General features: G+C 58.2%; 17 protein-coding genes. 5 read left to right on the forward strand and 12 right to left on the reverse strand.

Annotated elements, in window-relative coordinates:
- Nucleotides 1-30: 30 nt before the first annotated feature.
- From proX to fdhA, 3 genes are all read left to right on the forward strand, one after another.
- Nucleotides 31-951 (forward strand): glycine betaine/L-proline ABC transporter substrate-binding protein ProX, encoded by a 921-nt coding sequence (gene proX / locus V0R59_RS09020; RefSeq protein ID WP_330075004.1) that lies wholly within the window; start codon nucleotides 31-33, stop codon nucleotides 949-951.
- A 65-nt stretch (nucleotides 952-1,016) separates the two neighbouring features.
- Nucleotides 1,017-2,357 (forward strand): dimethylsulfonioproprionate lyase DddP, encoded by a 1,341-nt coding sequence (gene dddP / locus V0R59_RS09025; protein ID WP_330075003.1) that lies wholly within the window; start codon nucleotides 1,017-1,019, stop codon nucleotides 2,355-2,357.
- Between the two features lie 27 nt (nucleotides 2,358-2,384).
- Nucleotides 2,385-3,581: a formaldehyde dehydrogenase, glutathione-independent gene (gene fdhA, locus V0R59_RS09030; RefSeq protein WP_330075002.1), complete on the forward strand. Its 1,197-nt coding sequence runs from the start codon at nucleotides 2,385-2,387 to the stop codon at nucleotides 3,579-3,581.
- A 396-nt stretch (nucleotides 3,582-3,977) separates the two neighbouring features.
- On the opposite strand, the gene V0R59_RS09035 is transcribed toward fdhA, so the two are convergent.
- The 6 genes from V0R59_RS09035 to V0R59_RS09060 form a co-directional block, all read right to left on the reverse strand.
- On the reverse strand, nucleotides 3,978-5,603 hold the full coding sequence (locus V0R59_RS09035) for a BCCT family transporter (RefSeq protein WP_330075001.1): 1,626 nt from the start codon (nucleotides 5,601-5,603) through the stop codon (nucleotides 3,978-3,980).
- A 67-nt stretch (nucleotides 5,604-5,670) separates the two neighbouring features.
- The gene (locus V0R59_RS09040) at nucleotides 5,671-6,798 is read right to left on the reverse strand and encodes a hybrid-cluster NAD(P)-dependent oxidoreductase (protein ID WP_330075000.1); all 1,128 of its coding nucleotides are present in this window, start codon (nucleotides 6,796-6,798) and stop codon (nucleotides 5,671-5,673) included.
- Between the two features lie 5 nt (nucleotides 6,799-6,803).
- Nucleotides 6,804-8,060 (reverse strand): aromatic ring-hydroxylating oxygenase subunit alpha, encoded by a 1,257-nt coding sequence (locus tag V0R59_RS09045; RefSeq protein WP_330074999.1) that lies wholly within the window; start codon nucleotides 8,058-8,060, stop codon nucleotides 6,804-6,806.
- A gap of 130 nt (nucleotides 8,061-8,190) precedes the next feature.
- A complete protein-coding gene (locus V0R59_RS09050) occupies nucleotides 8,191-9,072 on the reverse strand; it encodes a LysR substrate-binding domain-containing protein (RefSeq protein ID WP_330074998.1) in 882 nt (293 codons plus the stop codon).
- 138 nt (nucleotides 9,073-9,210) lie between these two features.
- Complete coding sequence (locus V0R59_RS09055) at nucleotides 9,211-10,854, reverse strand: acetolactate synthase large subunit (RefSeq protein WP_330074997.1); 1,644 nt, start codon at nucleotides 10,852-10,854, stop codon at nucleotides 9,211-9,213.
- Nucleotides 10,855-10,978: 124 nt separating this feature from the next.
- A complete protein-coding gene (locus tag V0R59_RS09060) occupies nucleotides 10,979-12,427 on the reverse strand; it encodes an aldehyde dehydrogenase family protein (RefSeq protein WP_330074996.1) in 1,449 nt (482 codons plus the stop codon).
- Nucleotides 12,428-12,645: 218 nt separating this feature from the next.
- On the opposite strand from V0R59_RS09060, the gene V0R59_RS09065 reads away from it, so the two are divergent.
- Nucleotides 12,646-13,671 carry a GlxA family transcriptional regulator gene (locus tag V0R59_RS09065; protein WP_330074995.1) on the forward strand — a complete coding sequence of 342 codons (1,026 nt, stop codon included), beginning with the start codon at nucleotides 12,646-12,648 and terminating at the stop codon, nucleotides 13,669-13,671.
- On the opposite strand, the gene V0R59_RS09070 is transcribed toward V0R59_RS09065, so the two are convergent.
- From V0R59_RS09070 to V0R59_RS09085, 4 genes are all read right to left on the reverse strand, one after another.
- Nucleotides 13,622-14,104 (reverse strand): pyrroline-5-carboxylate reductase dimerization domain-containing protein, encoded by a 483-nt coding sequence (locus tag V0R59_RS09070; RefSeq protein WP_330074994.1) that lies wholly within the window; start codon nucleotides 14,102-14,104, stop codon nucleotides 13,622-13,624. The two genes, V0R59_RS09065 and V0R59_RS09070, sit on opposite strands and share 50 nt — an antisense overlap.
- Nucleotides 14,104-14,481 (reverse strand): hypothetical protein, encoded by a 378-nt coding sequence (locus V0R59_RS09075; protein ID WP_330074993.1) that lies wholly within the window; start codon nucleotides 14,479-14,481, stop codon nucleotides 14,104-14,106. Before V0R59_RS09075 ends, V0R59_RS09070 begins: the two co-directional genes overlap by 1 nt.
- Nucleotides 14,482-14,747: 266 nt before the next feature.
- Nucleotides 14,748-15,518, reverse strand: a complete 771-nt coding sequence (locus V0R59_RS09080) for a hypothetical protein (RefSeq protein ID WP_330074992.1) — start codon at nucleotides 15,516-15,518, stop codon at nucleotides 14,748-14,750.
- On the reverse strand, nucleotides 15,515-16,687 hold the full coding sequence (locus V0R59_RS09085; protein WP_330074991.1) for an AAA family ATPase: 1,173 nt from the start codon (nucleotides 16,685-16,687) through the stop codon (nucleotides 15,515-15,517). The genes V0R59_RS09080 and V0R59_RS09085 overlap by 4 nt, the downstream gene beginning before the upstream one ends.
- A gap of 604 nt (nucleotides 16,688-17,291) precedes the next feature.
- On the opposite strand from V0R59_RS09085, the gene V0R59_RS09090 reads away from it, so the two are divergent.
- Nucleotides 17,292-17,534 (forward strand): hypothetical protein, encoded by a 243-nt coding sequence (locus V0R59_RS09090; RefSeq protein WP_330074990.1) that lies wholly within the window; start codon nucleotides 17,292-17,294, stop codon nucleotides 17,532-17,534.
- A 102-nt stretch (nucleotides 17,535-17,636) separates the two neighbouring features.
- Here the strand turns inward: V0R59_RS09090 and V0R59_RS09095 are convergent, their stop codons facing one another.
- On the reverse strand, nucleotides 17,637-18,908 hold the full coding sequence (locus V0R59_RS09095; RefSeq protein WP_330077006.1) for an OprD family porin: 1,272 nt from the start codon (nucleotides 18,906-18,908) through the stop codon (nucleotides 17,637-17,639).
- Nucleotides 18,905-20,221 carry an MFS transporter gene (locus tag V0R59_RS09100; RefSeq protein WP_330077005.1) on the reverse strand — a complete coding sequence of 439 codons (1,317 nt, stop codon included), beginning with the start codon at nucleotides 20,219-20,221 and terminating at the stop codon, nucleotides 18,905-18,907. Before V0R59_RS09100 ends, V0R59_RS09095 begins: the two co-directional genes overlap by 4 nt.
- Between the last annotated feature and the right edge of the window lie 31 nt (nucleotides 20,222-20,252).

The raw sequence follows: 20,252 nt of genomic DNA on the forward strand, positions 1-20,252 counted from the left end.
CACCGCCTCGTCGGACAAGCCGGGGGAGGGGTGAAAATCACTCCGGCATTCCCCACTGTCGATGAAGAACGTTTCCGTGGCGAGGTGGCGCTGAGTGGCTTGCGCGCATTGGGCTATCAGGTGCAACAGCCCAAGGAGACCGAATACGCCACCATGATCCTTGCCGTCGGTTTTGGCGATGCGGACTTCACCGTAAACGCTTGGGACAAGCTGCATGCGAGTTTCTACCAGAAGGCCGGTGGCGACGACAACATGCTCAAGGTGGGCAACATCATGCCAGGCGTGCTGCAGGGGTACCTGATCGACAAGAAAACCGCCGATCAGTACCAGATCAAGGACATCACCGACCTGAAGAAGCCCGAGATCGCCAAGCTGTTCGACACCGACGGCGACGGCAAGGCCGACATGACCGGATGCAACCCGGGCTGGGGCTGCGAGCTGGTCATCGAGCATCAAATGAAGGCCTACGACTTGCAGAAATCCATCCATGTGAACCAGGGCTCGTACTTCGCCCTGATGGCCGACACCATCACCCGCTTCAAAGAGGGCAAGCCGGTGCTCTACTACACTTGGGTCCCGCAATGGGTCGCCGGGGTACTGGTGGAAGGCCGCGATGTGGTCTGGCTGCAAGTGCCGAAGACCGACCTGCCGGCACAATACGGTAACGCCGATACGGTGTATGAGGGCAAGAACCTCGGCTTCGCTTTGGACCGGGTTGAGGCGCTGGTCAATCGCAAGTTCGCCGAGCGCAACCCAGCGGCGGTGAAGTTCCTCTCGCTGATGCAGATCCCCGCAGCCGACGAAAGTGCGCAGAACCTCAAGATGCAGCAAGGCGAGAAGTCTGCGGCAGACATCCAGCGCCACACCCGCGAATGGATCGCAGCGCACCAGCAACAGTTCGACAGTTGGGTGGCGGCAGCGCGGGCGGCGGCAACCCAGGCCAGCAACTGAACATGCGGCTCGCAGCCCGGCCGTCAGGCCGGGCTCCCCTCAAGCAGACCAGGAAGCTGCTCGCCATGATGACTTCGCCGTTTTCCATTCCCGCTCCTGCCCGCCGTATCGACCCGAACCGACACTCCTCCTTGAAGCCTGACGGCTCGCCGGACGATAACGACCGTACCGAGATTGGCCCGACGCCCCTGGCGTTCGCCGAATGGGCCGAACTGGGCCTGCAGGCACCGGACCTGTTGAGCATGCGCGGCTATCGCCTGCAACGTATCTGCCAGCAACTGGTAGCCCGCGACCTGGCTGGCATTCTGTTGTTCGATCCGCTGAACATCCGCTACGCCACCGACACCACCAACATGCAGCTGTGGACCACCCACAACCCGGCCCGCGCCTGCTTTATCGCGGCCAGTGGGTATGTGGTGCTGTGGGATTTTCACGGTTGCGATCATCTTTCCGCGCACTTGCCGCTGGTCAACGAGTTGCGCAGCGGTGCTTCGTTCTTTTATTTCGAGACCGGTGACCGTACCGAGCAACACGCCCGCCGCTTTGCCGCGCAGCTCGACCAACTGCTGCGCGAGCATGCGGGAAGCAACCGCCGCCTGGCGGTGGACCGTATCGAAGTCGCTGGCCTGCGCGCCCTCGACAAGCTCGCTGTGCAGGTCATCAATGGCCAGGAAGTTACCGAGCTCGCCCGGGTCATCAAGGGCCCGGACGAAATCCTGGCGATGCGCTGCGCAGTTGCCTCCTGTGAAGCGACCATCGTGGAAATGCGCGGCACCCTGCGTGCCGGCGCCACGGAAAATGATGTCTGGGCCGCGCTTCATGCCGGCAATATCCGCCGCGGTGGGGAATGGATCGAAACACGCATCCTCAGCTCCGGCCCTCGTACCAACCCTTGGTACCAGGAGTCCGGGCCAAGGGTCATCGGCGACGGTGACCTGCTGTCCTTTGATACAGATCTGATCGGTGTTTATGGCATGTGCGTAGACATGTCCCGCAGCTGGATCTGCGGTGACCTGGAGCCCACGCCCGAACAAAAACGTCTGTACCGCATCGCCCACGAACATATCAGCTACAACACCGGTCTGGTGCGCCCCGGTATGGGCTTCACCGAGCTGACCCGGCTGGGACACCGTCTGCCTGAGTCGTGCCGTGCCCAGCGTTACGGCGTGATGTTCCACGGTGTCGGTCTCTGCGACGAATACCCGTGCATCCGCTACCCGGAGGATGTCGACTCATATGGCTACGAAGGCGTGCTCGAACCGGGCATGGCGCTGTGCGTAGAGGCCTATATCGGCGAAGTGGGTGGGCGCGACGGGATCAAGCTTGAAAACCAACTGCTGGTCACCGAGACCGGCTGCGAAGTGCTGACCCGCTATCCGTTCGAGGAGAGCTTTTTGCGGGACTGAAAACGTTTTTGTCAAAGGAGGTAAAGCATGAGTGCAAGCAATAGGGGTGTGGTCTACCAAGGCGCCGGCAAGGTCGAAGTGCAGAACATCGATTATCCGAAAATGCAGGATCCGCGCGGCAAGAAGATCGAGCACGGCGTCATCCTCAAAGTGGTCGCCACCAACATCTGCGGTTCCGACCAGCACATGGTCCGGGGGCGCACCACGGCGCAGGTTGGCTTGGTGCTGGGACATGAAATTACCGGTGAAGTGATCGAGAAGGGGCGCGATGTCGAGCACCTGCAGATCGGCGATCTGGTTTCGGTCCCATTCAACGTCGCTTGTGGGCGCTGCCGTTCCTGCAAGGAAATGCACACTGGTGTCTGCCTCAGCGTCAATCCGGCGCGCGCTGGCGGCGCGTACGGCTACGTCGATATGGGCGACTGGACAGGGGGGCAGGCTGAATACGTGCTCGTGCCTTACGCCGACTTCAACCTGCTGAAATTACCGAATCGCGACAAGGCCATGGAGAAGATCCGCGACTTGACCTGCTTGTCCGACATTCTGCCTACCGGCTACCACGGCGCCGTGACGGCGGGTGTCGGCCCGGGCAGTACCGTGTATGTAGCGGGAGCCGGCCCGGTTGGCTTGGCCGCTGCGGCGTCGGCGCGTCTGCTGGGGGCGGCCGCGGTCATTGTTGGCGACCTCAATCCTGCCCGCCTGGCCCACGCCAAGGCCCAGGGTTTCGAGATTGTCGACCTGTCGAAGGACACCCCGCTGCACGAGCAGATCGTAGATCTGCTCGGTGAGCCGGAAGTGGACTGCGCTGTCGATGCTGTTGGCTTTGAAGCCCGTGGTCACGGCCATGAGGGGGCTAAACACGAAGCTCCGGCTACGGTGCTCAATTCGCTGATGCAGGTAACCCGAGTCGCCGGCAAGATCGGCATCCCGGGGCTGTACGTCACCGAGGATCCGGGTGCGGTGGATGCTGCCGCCAAGATCGGCGCACTGAGTATTCGTTTCGGCCTGGGTTGGGCCAAGTCCCACAGCTTCCACACCGGGCAGACCCCGACTATGAAGTACAACCGCCAACTGATGCAGGCGATCATGTGGGACCGTATCAACATCGCTGAAGTTGTCGGCGTGCAGGTCATCAGCCTCGATCAGGCGCCGCAAGGGTATGGCGAGTTTGACTCGGGCGTAGCGAAGAAATTTGTGATCGATCCGCACAAAAGCTTTTCGTGAGTCGTGAGTGCGACCCCGCTCATTACAGAGTAAACGCTAAGCAGACTATGTGAGGCGTGCAAGCCGAGAACAATGCCCGTATCGGTCGATACGGGCATTGTCGTTTATGAGCTTCATCCGCGGGTGTGATCAGGCTCGGCCTACTGGTACCCCTGATCGCTACATCACGAAGGGGCTCGGAATGCCAATGACACTCGCCAACTGCAGCCGATGAAGACGCGTTGCACGAATAGCCTGATGTTCCCCAGAAAAGCCAACGCCCCGAAATAGTCGGGGCGTTGGCTTGGCCTTGCTCTCAGCGTGTTTCACACAGTCTGCAAGACGGTCCTAGTTATTGATACTTTCTGGCACTCACCAGCGAAGCCCTAGTCTTCACCAGTGCATTTTCCATGGCCTTCAGCCCACTTCGGCAACCTCTCCACGATCACTGACAGCAATCTTGCCAGCCGAGAGATTCAGCTCCGCGTTTGCCTTGAGCGCCCGAATCAGACCGTGACTGGCGATTAGCATGTACACCGCTATCGGCAGGCCGATGACGATGCTTGCCATCTGAATCGCCACCAGCCCGCCGGCGATGATCAAGCTTGCCGCAATGGCCCCCTCAAGAACGCACCACAGCACGCGAAGCCAGTTCGGCGGGTTGATGTTACCCAACGAGTTGAGCATGCACAGCACCTGAGTACCGGCATCAGCAGCGGTGACGAAATGGACCGCGAGCAACAGGCAGACGATGATACTGAGGATGCCGCCGAGGGTTTTACCGTCCAGGCGTTCCAGCAGGGTGAACATCGCGGTGGTGGTTTCCTTGCGCGTGGCTTCAAGGATCGGGCCGCCGGTGAAGGGACCCGCCTCACTCTGCTCAGCGACCGGCAAGCTAGTGTAGGCCTGCCGAGTTCGCTGTTCGTCCTTGAGTGCGGTACCGCCGAACACCGCCATCCACAGGATGGTTACCAGAGTTGGCACTACCAACGCACCCACCACCAGTTCACGAATGGTCCGGCCACGGGAGATGCGCGCGATGAAGAGGCCTACGAATGGCCCCCAGGTCATCCACCAGGGCAGGTAGAAAGCCGTCCAACTTTTCTGCCAATTACTATCGTTCTGGGTATCTGTCCAAAGGCTCAAGCCCACGATGTTCTGCAGGTAATCGCCGGTCGATTCGAACAGCAGGTTCATGATGTAGTGGGTCGGCCCGAGCGTCAGTACCACCAACATCAGGCCAAGAGAAATGAACATATTGACGGTCGACAAGCGCTTCATTCCGCGCGACACCCCAGCCACTAGGGAGATCGAAGCAATCACCGTGACCACCGCGATGATTCCCAGCTTGAAAGACAGGCTTACTGGAACCCCGAACACTTGGTTCAGGCCAGTATTGATCTGTTCCACGCCCATGCCCAGCGACTGGGAGACACCGAAGGCGGTCACAGCAGCACCAATGATGTCGACGGTATGGCCGATCGGCCCATAGATGCGTTTGCCGATCAGTGGGTAGAGCACTGAGCGTAAGGCCAGGGGTAGGCCCTCGCGGTAGGCGAAGTACGCTAGGCCGAGGGCAATGACAGTGAAGATCGCCCATGGGTGCAGCCCCCAGTGGAACAGCGTAATGCGCATTGCCATGGAAGCGGCTTCATCACTTAGTCCTGGTGTGAAGGGGTTGCTGGCGTAATGTAGAACAGGTTCGGCGACTGACCAGAAAATCAGTCCCACACCCATTCCGGCGCTGAACAGCATGGAGATCCAGGCGGCGAAGCTAAATTCGGGCTTTTCCTCCGGACGGCCAAGCTTGAGCGTGCCGTGCTGGCTGAAGGCGATGTACAGCAAAAGGCCGAGCACTCCGCTGACCAGAGCGATGTAGAACCATTTGAGATTATCGAGGATAGCGTCGGAGGCGCGTTTGAATATGGTGGCGGCCTGTTCCCCTTGCGAGGCGCACAGCACCACGAATGCGACGACGATCAATAGTGACCAAATGGTCACAGCGGGATTTAGCCCTTTGAACGGGCCAGTTTTTGCACGCATCGTTTTTTCCTTTTTATTTTTGCGAGGCTGGGTGATGGACAGTAGAAAGGCGCCCGAAGGCGCCTTGTCAGAGGTCGATCACCAGATTGGACGTCGGGCGGCTGCAGCACAGCAAGCGCAGGCCTTTGTCTATTTCGCGCTGACGGATTCCGCCGTTGTGGCTCATATCCACACTGCCCTCAAGCACGGCGGTCTTGCACGTCCCGCAGACCCCTTGGCTACAGGAGGAGGGCACAACCGCGCCGGCTTTCTTCGCAGCCGAAAGCACGGTCTGGTCTGCGCTCATAGTGAACTCCTTGCCCGAGCGAGCCAGGCGCACAGTGAAGACGTCTTGGGCCAGCCCGGGGTCTGTAGTGCGCACGGGTTCGAGCACGGCTTCGGCACTGATGTCGAAGCTTTCCTGGTGATAGCGGGTCAAGTCGAACCCTGCGCTGCCCAAAAGTGATTTGGCCGCATCCATGTAACCCTTGGGGCCGCAGGTGAACACCGAGCGCTCCATGAAATCGGGGATGCGCTGCTGTAGTTCATCGATCGACAGGCGCCCGATCGGGCCCTTCCAGTCAGGCTCGTCACCCGTCCCTTCGCAGAAGAACAGGGTGCGCAGGCGCGGCATGCTGCGCTCCAAGCGAGCTAGCTCATCGCGGAAGATGATGTCCTTAGGGGTGCGGGCGCTGTGTACAAAGACGATATCGAGATCGGCATGCAGATCGGCTGCAGCACGCGTCATTGCCATCAACGGGGTAATTCCGGATCCGGCCGACAGGTACAGCAGTTTTCGCGCGGGGCCGGCCACCGGGGTGAAAATACCCGCTGGACCTGAGGCTGCCATCGCATCGCCGGCTTTAAGGTTATCGTGCAGCCAGTTGGATACCACACCTCCCGGTACTCGTTTCACGGTGATTGAAAAGGTGAACGGTCGGGTTGGGGTGGATGACAGCGTGTAGCAGCGCGACACGCTTTGCCCGTCGATCTGCGGCGACACGGTCAGGAATTGGCCCGGCTCGTAGGCCAGGGCCGGATAGTCGGGGCTGTGGAACGTGAAGGTCTTAACATCGTGGGTTTCCGCGACGACGCTCAGGCATTCGATACGTTTGCTGTCACCGCTGGCCCACTGGGCGCCATGGGCGGTCCAATGGTCGGTATCGGCGAAACGTTGGTCAGCGCGCAGGCTGGCGATGTTCTCGTACATGCTCATCACCGTTATACCCCATGGGCTTCAAGGCGCGCGCTGTACCAGCGCAGGAATTGGTCGACGTACGGCTCAGTGAACTCGGAGTAGGGCCCTGGGATGTAGGCTGGGTCCTGAGTGCCGTTGTGGGTGATAGCCACTAAGTCGGCGTCCTGGCGTGTGGTGGCGACCCAGACCTCGGTCAGACGCTGCAGGTCATAGTCGACCCCTTCAACGGCATCCTTGTGTACCAGCCATTTGGTCCTGACTAGGGTACGGTCCGGTGACAGCGGGATGATCCAACTGATCATGGCATGGTCGCTCATAACGTGAGTCCAAGCGTTGTTGCCCCACAGGTGAGTATCTCCGAGGTCCTTACGGGTAAGTTTGCCCAGTAATTTGGTGCAGGCGACTTTGGTGTCTAGGGTTTGGGATTCGCCGCTGCCAGCGATGATCATGCGCTGGGTACGGAACTGGGTAGCCGCGTGATCGTCTAGGTGTTCGACTGTTTCGAACAGGTGGCCCTCGCTAGCCCAGTTTGATTCGATTCCGGCCTTGCGCACCTGATAGGCGTCATAGGACGCACGTTGCTCTTCACTCATTTCTTCCAGGCTGACACCCAGGTCTTCTGACTGGTAGGACACCAACAATTCGGGGTGTGTGCCATGGCAGTGATAACACTCGCGATTGTTCTCCATGACCAGTTTCCAGTTGCCGTTCTCGACATAATCGAGTTCATAGGCAATTCGAGTATTGGTCAATTCATAAGGGGCAAAACGTGCCCCCATGATTTCTTCCTGATAAGCAATATCTTCCGGTGGATTATCGCTCAAGCAAACAAATACATGAGTCCCGATAACTTTAGAATGAACCGGGATGAGGCTGCGGCACTTGGGATCGAAGTTCTTGCCCATGTGCGCAGCATGCTTCAGGCTGCCATCGAGGTCGTAAGTCCATTGATGATAAGGGCAGACTAACATGCCGACGGTCGATTTTCCTGGTTCCTTGAGCCGCGCGCCACGGTGGCGGCAGACGTTGCGGTAAGCTCGAATCTGCTCGTCGTCGTCGCGCAGTACGATGATCGAGGACTTGCCGATATCGGTGGTAAAAACATCGCCGGGCTCTTCCACATCGGCGGTTACAGCAACGACGATCCAGTGTTTGTTAAAAAAAACATCAAGGTCGGTTTCAAATATATCCTGGCGGCTGAATATTTCACCGGGCATCCCGAAGCCGGGTTGACGGGACGCTATGACTTCGCGATGAGTTTTAACGGGCGCGTTGCTCATTGTTATTCCTCAGGCACTTTATTGTTAGTTTTTTAACACTTGTGCAAGGAATTATCTGAGGGGGTCAAAATACCGTCAATGCGCCTATTTTTACGCTTCGCATTACATAAAGTTATGAGTTTGCTTTCGATCAGGTTGGCAGCGGCGGGCGGTCCTGCAGCCATCGGATCACTGCTCGTATTTCGGGCGTCGCAGTGCGCCCATCGGGGATTACCGCATAATAGGCATCGGTAGGGCGCACGGAGAAAGGCTCCAGGCGGACCAAGGCGCCGCTGTCGAGCAGATGCTCTACCACGCGACCCCATCCCAATCCGATACCGTGGCCATGCACCGCCGCATTTACGACGTCGGCATGCAGGTTACCGCGCAAGGTGTAGTGGAACTTCTGCGAACTCAAGCCTAATTGCTTGAACCAGCCTTGCCATGTCAACCAGCCTTCGGAGGTGGAGTCTGAATCCAGCAGGCCAGCCGTGGCTAGTTCCTCCAGCGTGGTAGGGATGGGGTTGTGGGCGAGCCAGGTGGGGGAGCAGACCGGGAAAATTTCTTCCTGGAACAGCAGAATGGCTTCACCGTCATCCCAATGACCGTTGCCATAGCGTACGTAAAGGTCTGCCTCCTGCGTGCGTAAGTCGCCGGTGAACATCTGCGTAGTAAGGCGCAATTGCAGATCGGGCATAGCTTCGCGTAACGCAGCTAGGCGCGGTAGGAGTTGGAATTGGGAAAAGGAGGCAGTGATGCCGAGGCTGATTTCCCGGCGACCGCCCTCCTGGTTGATCTGGTCGAACACCGTGGCAATCTTTTGCAGCGACTCGGATATGGTTGCAAACAGGGCGATGCCCTCATCGGTCAATTCGATCCTGCGGTGGAGGCGATGGAACAGTTGGGCGCCGACGTTTTCTTCGAGCACCTTGATCTGTTTGCTTACAGCGGCCTGGGTGACGCCCAGCTCCTTTGCCGCTTGGGTGAAGCTTTTCAGTCGGGCGACCGACTCGAACTGGAGAAGGGCGGTCATCGATGGGATGATCCGTCGATATCCTTTTTGCCTGCTGCCAGCTTCTTGAGTGTGCATTGTTGTTGTTCTCAGGTTCGAAGGCCCCTTGGGGGGGCGGGCCATCCTATGAATTGATAGCTCGTCCCGTGGTGGCTCAGATTAGATGGCCATACTACGCTCTCGCAGGTCACTATTGAGGATGCGATCGTTCTCGCTGTAATCAACCGGAACGTCGATCACGTGCACGCCCGGAGTCTTGATGCAGTGCTCCAGCAGCGGCAGCAGGCCTTCGGCGCTTTCCACCCGGTGACCGTTGGCACCGTAGGCTTCGGCGTACTTGACGAAGTCCGGGTTGCCGTAGTCCAGGCCGAAATCGGTGAAGCCCATGTTCGCCTGCTTCCAGCGGATCATGCCGTAGCCATCGTCACGCAGGATTATCACGGTGACGTGCATGTTCAGGCGCACGGCGGTTTCCAGTTCCTGGCTGTTCATCATGAAGCCGCCGTCGCCGCATACCGCGATCACCGGACGATCCGGATAAACCAGGTGCGAGGCCATGGCCGACGGGAGGCCGGCGCCCATGGTCGCCAGGGCGTTGTCCAGCAGCACGGTGTTCGGTTTGTGCGCCTTGTAGTTGCGGGCGAACCAGATCTTGTAGATGCCGTTGTCCAGGGCCACGATGCCTTCCGACGGCAGGGCGCGACGGATGTCGGCGACCAGGCGCTGCGGGTACACCGGGAAGCGGTCGTCGTCCTTGCCTTCGGCGATCTGCGCTTCGTTGGCTTCGCGGATGGTCATCAGGCGGGTGAAGTCCCAGTGCGACACGTCGCCCAGGCCTTCGCCGATCGGCCAGACGGCGTTGGCGATGTCACCGATCACTTCGATCTGCGGGAAGTACACGGCATCGACTTCGGCGGAGCGGAAGTTGATGTGGATGACTTCGGTGCCGCCACGGACCATGAAGAACGGCGGCTTCTCGATCACGTCGTGGCCGATGTTGATGATCAGGTCGGCCGCCTCGACCGCACGGTGGACGAAGTCACCGGAGGACAGCGCAGCGTTGCCGAGGAAGCGCGGGTTGCGCTCGTCGACCACGCCCTTGCCGAGCTGGGTGGTGACGAACGGGATGCCGGTCTTGTCGATCAGTTGCTCGAGGACCTTGGCTGTCATCTTGCGGTTGGCGCCGGCACCGATCACCAGGATCGGGCTGCGGGCGGTGCGCAGCTTGTCGATGGCGGCGTCGATGGCCACGTGCTCGGCCAGCGGACGACGGTGCAGGCTTGGCGGGATCGGCAGGACGTCGGTCTGTTCGGCGGCGATGTCTTCCGGCAGTTCCAGGTGCACCGCACCCGGCTTCTCTTCCTCGGCCAGGCGGAAGGCTTCACGCATGCGCGACGGGATGTTGTCGGCGGAGGCGAACTGGTGGGTGTACTTGGTGATGGGGTCCATCATTGCGCACACGTCGATGATCTGGAAGCGGCCCTGCTTGGACTTCTTGATCGGCTTCTGCCCGGTAATCATCAGCATCGGCATTCCGCCCAGGTAGGCGTAGGCACCTGCGGTCACCAGGTTGGTCGCGCCCGGGCCGAGGGTCGACAGGCTGACGCCGGTCTTGCCGGTCAGGCGGCCATAGGTCGCGGCCATGAAGCCCGCGGACTGCTCGTGGCGGGTCAGCACCAGCTTGATCTTCGACTTGCGCAGGGATTCCAGCAGGTCGAGGTTTTCCTCGCCGGGAATGCCGAACACATACTCGACACCTTCATTTTCCAGGCATTGCACAACGACATCGGCGGCCTTGGCCATCTTGCTTTCAACCTCAAAATCGGGAGGTGAGATCAGAAATCTCTTTGTCTATCATCGGCCTCATCGCCGGCACTGCCAGCGAAGAGGTCATCGGTGATTCTGTCAATCCGTAGCCTTGGCTACATCAAGCCAACTGATAGGTGGTTTTGGTCCGGGTAAAGAACTGTCGGGCATGCGTGCCTTGTTCACGTGAGCCTAGACTGGAAGCACCGTTGCCACCGAACGGCACGTGGTAGTCCACTCCAGCGGTCGGTAGGTTGACCATCACCATTCCCGCAGAACTGTTGCGTTTGAAATGCTCGGCAGCTTTCAGCGAAGAGGTGACTATCCCACTGGATAGTCCGAATGAGGTGTCCTCGGCCGCAGCGAAAGCCTCCTCGTAGTCGCGTACCTTGAGCACGCTCAATACCGGGCCGAAGATCTCTTCACGATAAATACGCATGTCGGGATTAACCTCGGTGAACAAAGCCGGGGTGAAGAAATATGCACCTGCATCGTTCTCGATGCGCTCGCCACCACAGACTAGGTTTGCGCCCTGTTCCATACCACTGGCGACATAGGCCAGGTTCTGCTCCAACTGACGGCTATCAACAACTGGCCCGATATCGGTCGACGCTTGTAGTGCGTCGCCTACTTTTAGGGCCCGGGTACGTTCGGCCAGGCGTTCGACGAACGCGTTGTGGATTCCCTCGGTGACGATCACTCGGGAGCTGGCTGTGCAGCGTTGGCCGGTGCTGTAGAAGGAGCCGTTCAACGCAACATCCACTGCTTGTTCCAGATCGGCGTCGTCAAGAACGATCAGTGGATTCTTGCCGCCCATCTCCAACTGCACTTTCTTCATGCTCTCGGCGGCAAGACGGGCAATCTGCCGGCCGGTATTTTCCGAACCGGTGAAACTGATACCGTCGATCAATGGCGAGCGGATCAAGGTGTCGCCAACGCTGCGGCCCGGTCCTATCAGCATGTTGAAGACCCCGGGTGGCAGCCCTGCGCGGGAAATAATCTCTGCCAGCGCCCAGGCCGAGGACGGCACCAGCTCCGCGGGCTTGAATACCACACAGTTGCCGAAGCACAGCGCCGGAGCAATCTTCCAGGCAGGGATGGCGATAGGGAAGTTCCACGGTGCGATGATGCCAATCACCCCTAGCGGTTGGGTGAACACGTCGATGCCGACGTCCTGGCGTACTGACTGGTATTTTTCGCCTTCGGCGCGTAAGGCTTCCTGGGCATAGAACTTGAACGAGCGCCCAGCGCGTTCAACTTCGCCGCGGGCTTCACGTACGATTTTGCCTTCTTCTCGAGCGAGAAGGACGGCCAGTTCTTCGCGGCGCGCGAGAATTTCGCTACCGATGAAGTCCAAGGCATCAGCCCGCTGTTGCGGGTTGCTCCTAGCCCAACCCTGCTGAGCACGGCGAGCAGCGCTGATCGCCTGTTCGGTGAGCGCCTGGTCCGCCCGCACAAATCGATCGACGATGTCTTGGGGATTTGATGGGTTGTGGTTTTCCAGCAGGTCAGTGCTGCTTGTCGAGACAAATGTGCCGTCGACGTAGCTGCTCTTGATAACGGGGTTCATGCTTGGTGAATCCTTGTTGTGGGCTCTTCCGTGCATGATGCTCAGCGTGGTATCGCACCTGCTATTACGGGCATGACAATTGATAGGACGCACAAGTCGGAATAGCGTACGCCTGTCCGGAATATACGATTTGTCTGCGTTTATATGATATTCGGGTCATGCGACCAGGCGTAGAATGAATTTCTACCGGAGTCCCCCGGTGGCCCTGGAGACCGACCTTGAACACACAGCCTGCGGTGGTAAAACCAGATCTGCGAGTCGGTTTCGTATTGATGAACCAGTTTACCCTGGTACCGGTTGCAAGCTTGGTCGACTCTCTACGCTTTGCTGCCGATAAGTCGTTTCGCAGTCAGCAGGTGTATTGCCAGTGGGACTGGATGACCTGTAACGACCAGCCGGTTACCGCCAGTTGCGGCATGCCGATTTCTCCGACCAGACCGCTTAATCTCTGGGCGCAGTACGATTACATCGTGATCGCTGGCGGGTTGCTGGGTGAGACACGCAACCCGCCAGACTGGCTACTTGACGCGCTGCGGGATGTACACGCGGCGAATATCCCGATCATCGCCCTGTGTTCGGCGTCCTTTGTGCTTGGCAAAGCTGGTTTGCTCGACGATCGCCGTTGCGCCGTGCACTTCACTATTCGCGAGGAGTTTGGCGAGCTGTTTCCCAAGGCCACCGCAGTAATCGACAAGAGTTATGTGGATGACAGCGGCATCATTACCTGTCCGGGCGGCACAGCGATCGACCTCGCTGCCAGTTTGATTCGCCGTCACTGCGGCGAGGTACGGGCGCAGAAAGGTCTGGAATATCTGCTGGTGGAAGAGCGCGCCGATGAGAAAGACCAGGGTGGCAAGGTCTATCAGAATGACCGCGTGGAGCGGGCCATCGCCTTCATGCGCGATAACCTCGATGTATCGCTTTCGCTTAAAGCGGTAGCGGAGGCGGTGGGTACACATCCGCGCCAGTTGCATCGTGAGTTCGTAGCCAACACTCAAGAGCCACCAGCAAACTACTGGCGCAAGCTGCGTCTGGACCACGCTCGAAGACTGCTGGTCAACACCAGCCAAAACATCACAACCATCGCCTTGGCTAGTGGTTTCTCAGACGCCTCACACTTCATTCTGTGGTTCCGCAAACAATTCGGTGAGACGCCGTACAGCTTCCGTAAACGCCGCCATGAAGTGGAACGTTTCAATGGCGAGCGCTCTTTGCAGCGTGTCGGGCTCGACCCTGAGCTTTAACGCGGCAAGCGACTGAGCAACGCATCGAACACCACTTCGCAGGCCGCACCCAGGTGGCGTTTCCCGGTTGGTGATTGAGCACGTCCAGCCCGGTTGCGGTGAAGGTGCCGGGTGTGGCGATGGCCTTGCCCATGGATTTGAGGTCTTGATGCGGATTGGCACGGGCGCTGGCGATGCAATCTTCAAGATTGCCGAGCACCAGGGTGCGCGCTTGGTGCGCCGGGAGGCCTTTGTCTACTAGCCAGTGCTGCAAGTCATGCAGGAGAAAGTAGAACCATCCATTCATGCACGCTGCCACGGTAGCCAGTTCGAACGCTGCCTCGTCCTCCATCACCACTAGAGAGCCCAATGGGGCTAGCAGGTTTTGCGAGGGTAGGTCTGTCGGATAGATCGCTACTGTGGAGCGATTGAGTTGTGCAGCATAAGACAGCATCACCCGCAGTCCTTTGGCATACGCCCTCCAAGAACGGAGTTCGACGAACCAAACCAGAATGCCATCCCCCAGCCATCTTTTTTGGACGCTAGCGTGGTGATAACAGGGGCCAAACCTGGTCGGGGTTGGTAGTCGGCCGCAGGATCGAACGCGTAGATTGGAAAATAGTCGATGCCTTCATGGTGGAGGGCGAAAATCTTCCCTGCACGCCACCACTCAGCTACCAAGGAACACCTAAACTCTGAGTTCAACGGCGCAAGCTCGACAACCCTTTGAGCGGTTAACCAATCACCACTGTGCAGAATGCGAGTCTTTCCTTTTGCCAGCATTGCGGACTCACGTAGCTGGGTATGACGAGCAGGTTTTTGAGAAGTCATGTTAGGTTCCTAGCCGAGCAGTCACTGGCCATACGGCCTAAGTATAGCGGTGGGCTATGCCCTCAATGCTCACAGGTCGGCTTGATTATGAATCTAGGGCCTAGAGATGGGCGCGCCTGCCCTAGCCGGCTTGATCTGCCAGCGCCTTGAAAGCGCTGGAGTATTGCTATGGGGGTGTGTACAAACTTTATTAAAAAGGGAAATTGGCAGTTCAGCAGTTTACGTACAAACTTTATTATAAATTTTCTTTAGGGGTGTACGTAAAATCAAATAGTTACGTCTGTTTTTCGTACAATCGTTATTATAAAGAGACAGCCCATCAGCACTGATCTGGCTCTTTCGAGAAACGCCGAGAAGCTAGGCATTTGCTCTGCCAGGCGATCAGGATCAAATCCATTGGTGTCCAGCCAATCCACTAATGCCTCCGCAGTGGCGTCAGCTCCCAGTGCTTCGGCAAGCACCCGCTTGGCTGAGTTGGGAGAGTCGTCGTTGCCTGGAAGATCCTCGAGCGCTGCACAGTGCTGATAAGGATTTTGCTTGGTTGCGCAGAGAAACCAGGATTCCGACTTCGGGCGAGGCACGATGGGCACGCCGCGGTGAAAATCTGCCCTGATGAAGCCCCCTTCGATTGACGATGTTTTTCTTTCCCACAAGTCACGGGGAGAGGAATTGGTGCCATCCGTATCCCTGAACAGAAAGGCCGCGACAGAGTCGTTTTCTGCAGCCTCCAGTTCCAAAGCGATCTCACCGAGCATCCAGGCGTTGATGTGGAAGTAACCTGTCTCGACGCCCCGTTTCTTGCCGGTAAGCGAGAAGCCTTTTCGCGCTTTGGCACGTGCTGCCAAGGCCGATTCGCTGTAGTACCTGTAGCTTTCTGGATGTACCTCCCGAGGGCTATACCCCAGGCAAGTACTGACGATGCCGTCCACTACCAGGCTGATCGGTCCAAACCGGAAGTTGGTGCCGTCGCAGTTACCGATTTCGTTATCACAGACCCCTAAGTCGCTGATGCCCTCGCCGCTACACAGAATAATCATGCCTTGGTCTCTTCGGAGGCTGCCTTGTCATGCTCTGCGCATTCTTCCGCTAGCAATGAAAGGCTTGTATCCACGAATGCCTCGCCAGGCCCCATGATGCGTAATTTCTCTGCCATTCTCGGGATTTCAAATAACGGAACTGTTTTTGTGCCACCGTCAAAAGATCTGTAGACGAATCTCACGGACTGCTTCGCCACGTCATCCGGGAGATAGTTCAGAATCATAGGGCTATGAGTCGTAACAATAACCTGCTGGCCACAGGTTCGGAGAACATCGACCAGCTTTTCAACAACCTCTGGATTGATGCCGTTTTCGATCTCATCAAATAGCAGAAGAGACTTGCCGCTTGCCGACTGTGCGAGGATCGCGAGAATCCTCAAGACGCCATCATTGATATGCCTGGCATCTACTTCAACACGCTTTCCATCATACTCTTCGATTAGCGAAAGTTTTTTCCATCCTGCACGTTCTTGCTTCACCTTGAAGTCAACAACAGCTGGATAAAATTGCTTCAGCAGGCTAACCAGGTTTTCCCGAGATTCTCCTTTGATTCCATAGAGAAAGGGCGAGAGTTTTTCACCGCCCACCCCAATATCGATTGCAGTATCTCTATGAGATAACCTCATCAAATGAGGAGAGAGTAGTTCAAGGGAACGGATGCTTGAGAGCTCCGATTTGACTTCTCGCAACTCCGGAGTCAAAACATCATCCTTGAGGGTTGAAAGGATGGATCCCTGGTAGTTGAATGCCACCTTGGCTTCAAAATTTTCGCCGTCTGGAAGTTGTATGGAGTATCTTCCCTTGATTAGCGAGAATATTTTTTCCCCGCTTGATTCATCTATGACGTGCTCAACTGTACACATCATGGATGATCTATTAAAGCTTGCTACCCAAGTGAGATTTCGTCCTTTTTGAGTTTTAATTACGACGGCTAAAGAAATGTTCGACTGTGATGCGATTTTTGAGTGCAGATCCGAGGCGTTCCAGCGACGGTCACTGAGCCATCGGTCTATATCGCCTCGAAACAAATGGGAGGCGAAGTCTAGCAGCTGAAGTATCGAGCTCTTTCCCGCGCCGTTTAAACCAACGAAGCAAGTAAAGTTTCTCAAGTCCACGACAGAAAAACGAACCATCGATTTGAAAGCCCTTGCAGCAATCTCAACAATCATAGAGGCCGCCAACCTTTCTTGTGTGGAGTGCCATGAAGCATGTAGCCAGGAGCCGCCTCATCCCAAAAATTTCTTCCTGCAGTCACACGTTTCATTCAAAGAACCATACATGCTCGGATCTCGTAGCGTCGCAATGTATCACAAGCATAGTGCGACCCCTGTGCTCGTTTCAGAAACGGTTTTCAAAGAAATGGCCAAGACGTCACCGACTCAAGGTCGGGAGAGGACTTGGCACTGTTGGGACAGGGGTAAATTCTACACATCCACAAGATGTTGCATATCAGCCGCGAACTTCATTGATTTCCGGCTTTCTTGTAGGCAATTTCCCAAGCATACTCCCCGGCCCGCTTTTCGGTTGCGTGGCCTGGAAAGGGTGCCTAGTCTGCGTCGGTCGTTGCCAAATCAACGGCCGGATTTAGCAGTCCGACTTCCTCTCTACTCACCAGCCAGCAGTGTTATGGCGGCTGTACGCGTGGGCACCTTCGGGTGCGCCGGGTAAGTGTGGGTTCCAGAGGCTCGGTCTGCTAACCCGCGTACAGTCGCCACCCTTCGTTTAGCAGCGAGTCGTGGTTTTTCATTCCTCAATCTCTGCGAACCCAAAACCATGAAAAAGCTCGTCCCCGATCCACCTTATGCGCTCCACACCAAATCCGGCCTCACCCGCGAGGAAGCCATGCAACATGCACTGGAATACCTCGACAAGGCCATCGCCAGCATGGCCCGCCTGCCCGACCCGCCGATGGAATACGAGAAGCAGATGCTCACCGATGCCCTGATCGACATGAGGGTCAGCAAGGCGATGATGACGGTGGCGGTGGCGGCTTCTACCTTGAGTGTTCCGGTCTGACAGATCGCCTCGATCAACTGTGGGAGCGGGTTCACCCGCGATTGCGATGGTGAATCCACTACCGCAATCGCGGGTGAACCCGCTCCTACAGTGTTTCGGCAGTCAGAAGAACTTGACCTGATAACTCAGAATCACCCGGTTCTCATCGGCACTGTCCGCATAGTTCGACCGGTTGGTGGCGTTCCTCCAGCGCAGCGACAGGTTCTTCAACGGCCCGTCCTGCACGGTGTAGGTCAGGTCGGTGGCCCGCTCCCATTCCTTGCCATCGTCCCCCGCCGCGCGCAACGCCGCGCCCTGGCTGGTGCGGATATGCTGCGGATCCACCTCGTCCCCCTTCACATAGCGCAAGTTGAACGTCAGCCCCGGCACTCCCAATGCTGCGAAGTCGTAGTCATAGCGCAGATGCCAGACCCGCTCGTTTTGCAGGGCAAAGGTACTGACCAGCATCTCGCTGAACAGATAGGTATCACTGCCATTGAGATAGGCAAACGCCGTATCCCCCGAGCCCTTCTGGTACCCGCCGCTGAACCCGTGCCCGCCGATCCTGTAGCCGACGTTGGTGCTCACCGTCCGGTTATCCACCTCTCCGGCCAAGGCCCGTCCCTCATCGCGGGCAACGAAGTAGCGCACCTCGCCGAACACCTTGCCGGCCCCCAGCGGCTGGCTGAACTGTACTCCGGCATAGTCCCGCCGGTAGATATCGTCGAGCCGCGCATAGTGGTAGCTCAGGGTCACGGCATCGAGCTTGTAGTCGGCCCCCGCGTAATCCATCCCGTCACTGCGCGCGCTGCTGGAGTAGCCACCGGACATGCCGCTGATCGCCAGGTCCTCGAAATCCGAGGAATCCCGGTACTTCACCTGCTTGATCCGCCCCAGGGTCAGCGTGAGGTTGTCGATATCCGTGGACGTTAGCAGCCCGCCATTGAACACCTGCGGCAACAGGCGACTGTAGTTCGCCGCCAGCAGCGGCAGGGTCGGCGTCAACGCGCCGATGCGCAGCTCGCTGTTGCCCAGCCGCACCTTGGCCGTGGGCGCGAAGGTGGAGAAATCATCCGCCGCACGCCGGTCGGCATTCCTCGGCAACAGCCCGGTCCCGGCACGATCCGCGCTGGAGTCGAGCTTGAGTCCGAGCAGGCCCATGGCATCCAGCCCGAACCCCAGCGTGCCTTCGGTAAATCCGGATTGCACCTTGAGCACGAAGCCCTGGGCCCATTCCTCGCGCTTCGATTGGCTCGCCCCGTCGTTGCGAAAATCACGGCTGAAATAGAAGTTGCGAACCTCCAGCCCCGCCTTGGTATCCCCGACGAAATCGGCCAGTACCGGCCCCGAGCTCAAGCCCACGCCAAGCAGAACAACACCATGCCCGATCCTCATTTCGCCACCCGCTCTTTCGGCAGGCCCCAGAGAATCACCCCCACGCAGATCACGCAGAACGGCGCCAGGGCAAGCATGCCCATGTAGGTGTTGCCGGTCAGGTCATTGATCCAGCCCACCAGCAGCGGCGCGACCATGCCGCTCAGTTGCCCCACGGTGTTGATCGCGGCAATGCCGCCGGCGATCGCCAGGCCAGCGAAGGCCTGCTGCGGAATGGTCCAGAAGATCGGGATGGCGATGAACACGCCCGCCGTGGCGAGGATCAGGAAACTGGTCAGCAGCACGTAGTGATCGTTGAAGAAGCACGCGGCGAAGTAGCCGATGGCGCCCACGGCCATGCATTGCCACAGGTACTTGCGCCGCTCGCCCGAGGCATCCGAGCGGCGGGTGACGATGATCATCCCCAGCGCCGCCACCAGGTACGGCAGGGCTGTCAGGAAGCCTACCGCCAACTGGTTCTTGACTCCGGCCGAGCTGATCAGGTGCGGCATCCAGAAATTCAGGCCATAGCCGGTGAGCTTGATCATGAAATAGATGATCGAAAGGATCGCCACTTCGCGGGTGAAGATCACCTTGAGCAGCGAGGCATGGATCGGCTTGCTCTCCTTGCGGTCGTTGTCGAGGTTGCGCTGGAGAATGTCCTTTTCCGGCTGGGTCAGCCATTTCGCCGACTGGATATCACGGTCGAGACGGAACAGCACGATCACCCCGAGCAGGGCGCAAGGCAGTCCAGAAAGCACGAACAGCCAGTGCCAGCCGGCCAGGCCGAGGAAGCCGTTCATGTATTCGAGGATGAAACCCGACACCGGTGCGCCGAGCATTCCCGACAGCGGGATGGAGAGAAACCACAGGCCGTTCATGCTGGCGAGGTTCTTCTTCGGGAACCAGCAGGCGAGGTAGAACAGCAGCGCCGGGCCGAAACCGGCTTCCATCACGCCGATCAGGAAGCGCAGGAAATACAGGGTGAACTCGTTGTAGGCGAACACCAGTGCGGCGGTGGCCAGGCCCCAGGACACCATGATCCGGCAGATCCAGCTGGGTGCGCCGTAGCGCTTCAGGCCGTAGCTGCTCGGGACTTCGAAGAGCACGTAGCCAAAGAAGAAGATGCTCGCGGCAAAGCCGTAGGCCGCATCGCTCAGGCCCAGTTCGGCCTGCATCTGGGTCTTGGCGAAGCTGATGTTGATGCGGTCGAAATAGGAAAACAGGAAGCAGACGATCGTCAGCGGCAGGATGCGCCAGGCGACGCGGCGGTACAGCAGCAGTTCCTGCAGGTCGCGAGCGCCATCGGTGGCGCTCTGGGTCAGGGTGGCCATGGTGTATTTCTCCATTGTTGTAGTTGTCGGA

It is taken from the genome of Pseudomonas ulcerans, from assembly GCF_036324125.1.
Taxonomy (GTDB): Bacteria; Pseudomonadota; Gammaproteobacteria; order Pseudomonadales; family Pseudomonadaceae; genus Aquipseudomonas; species Aquipseudomonas ulcerans.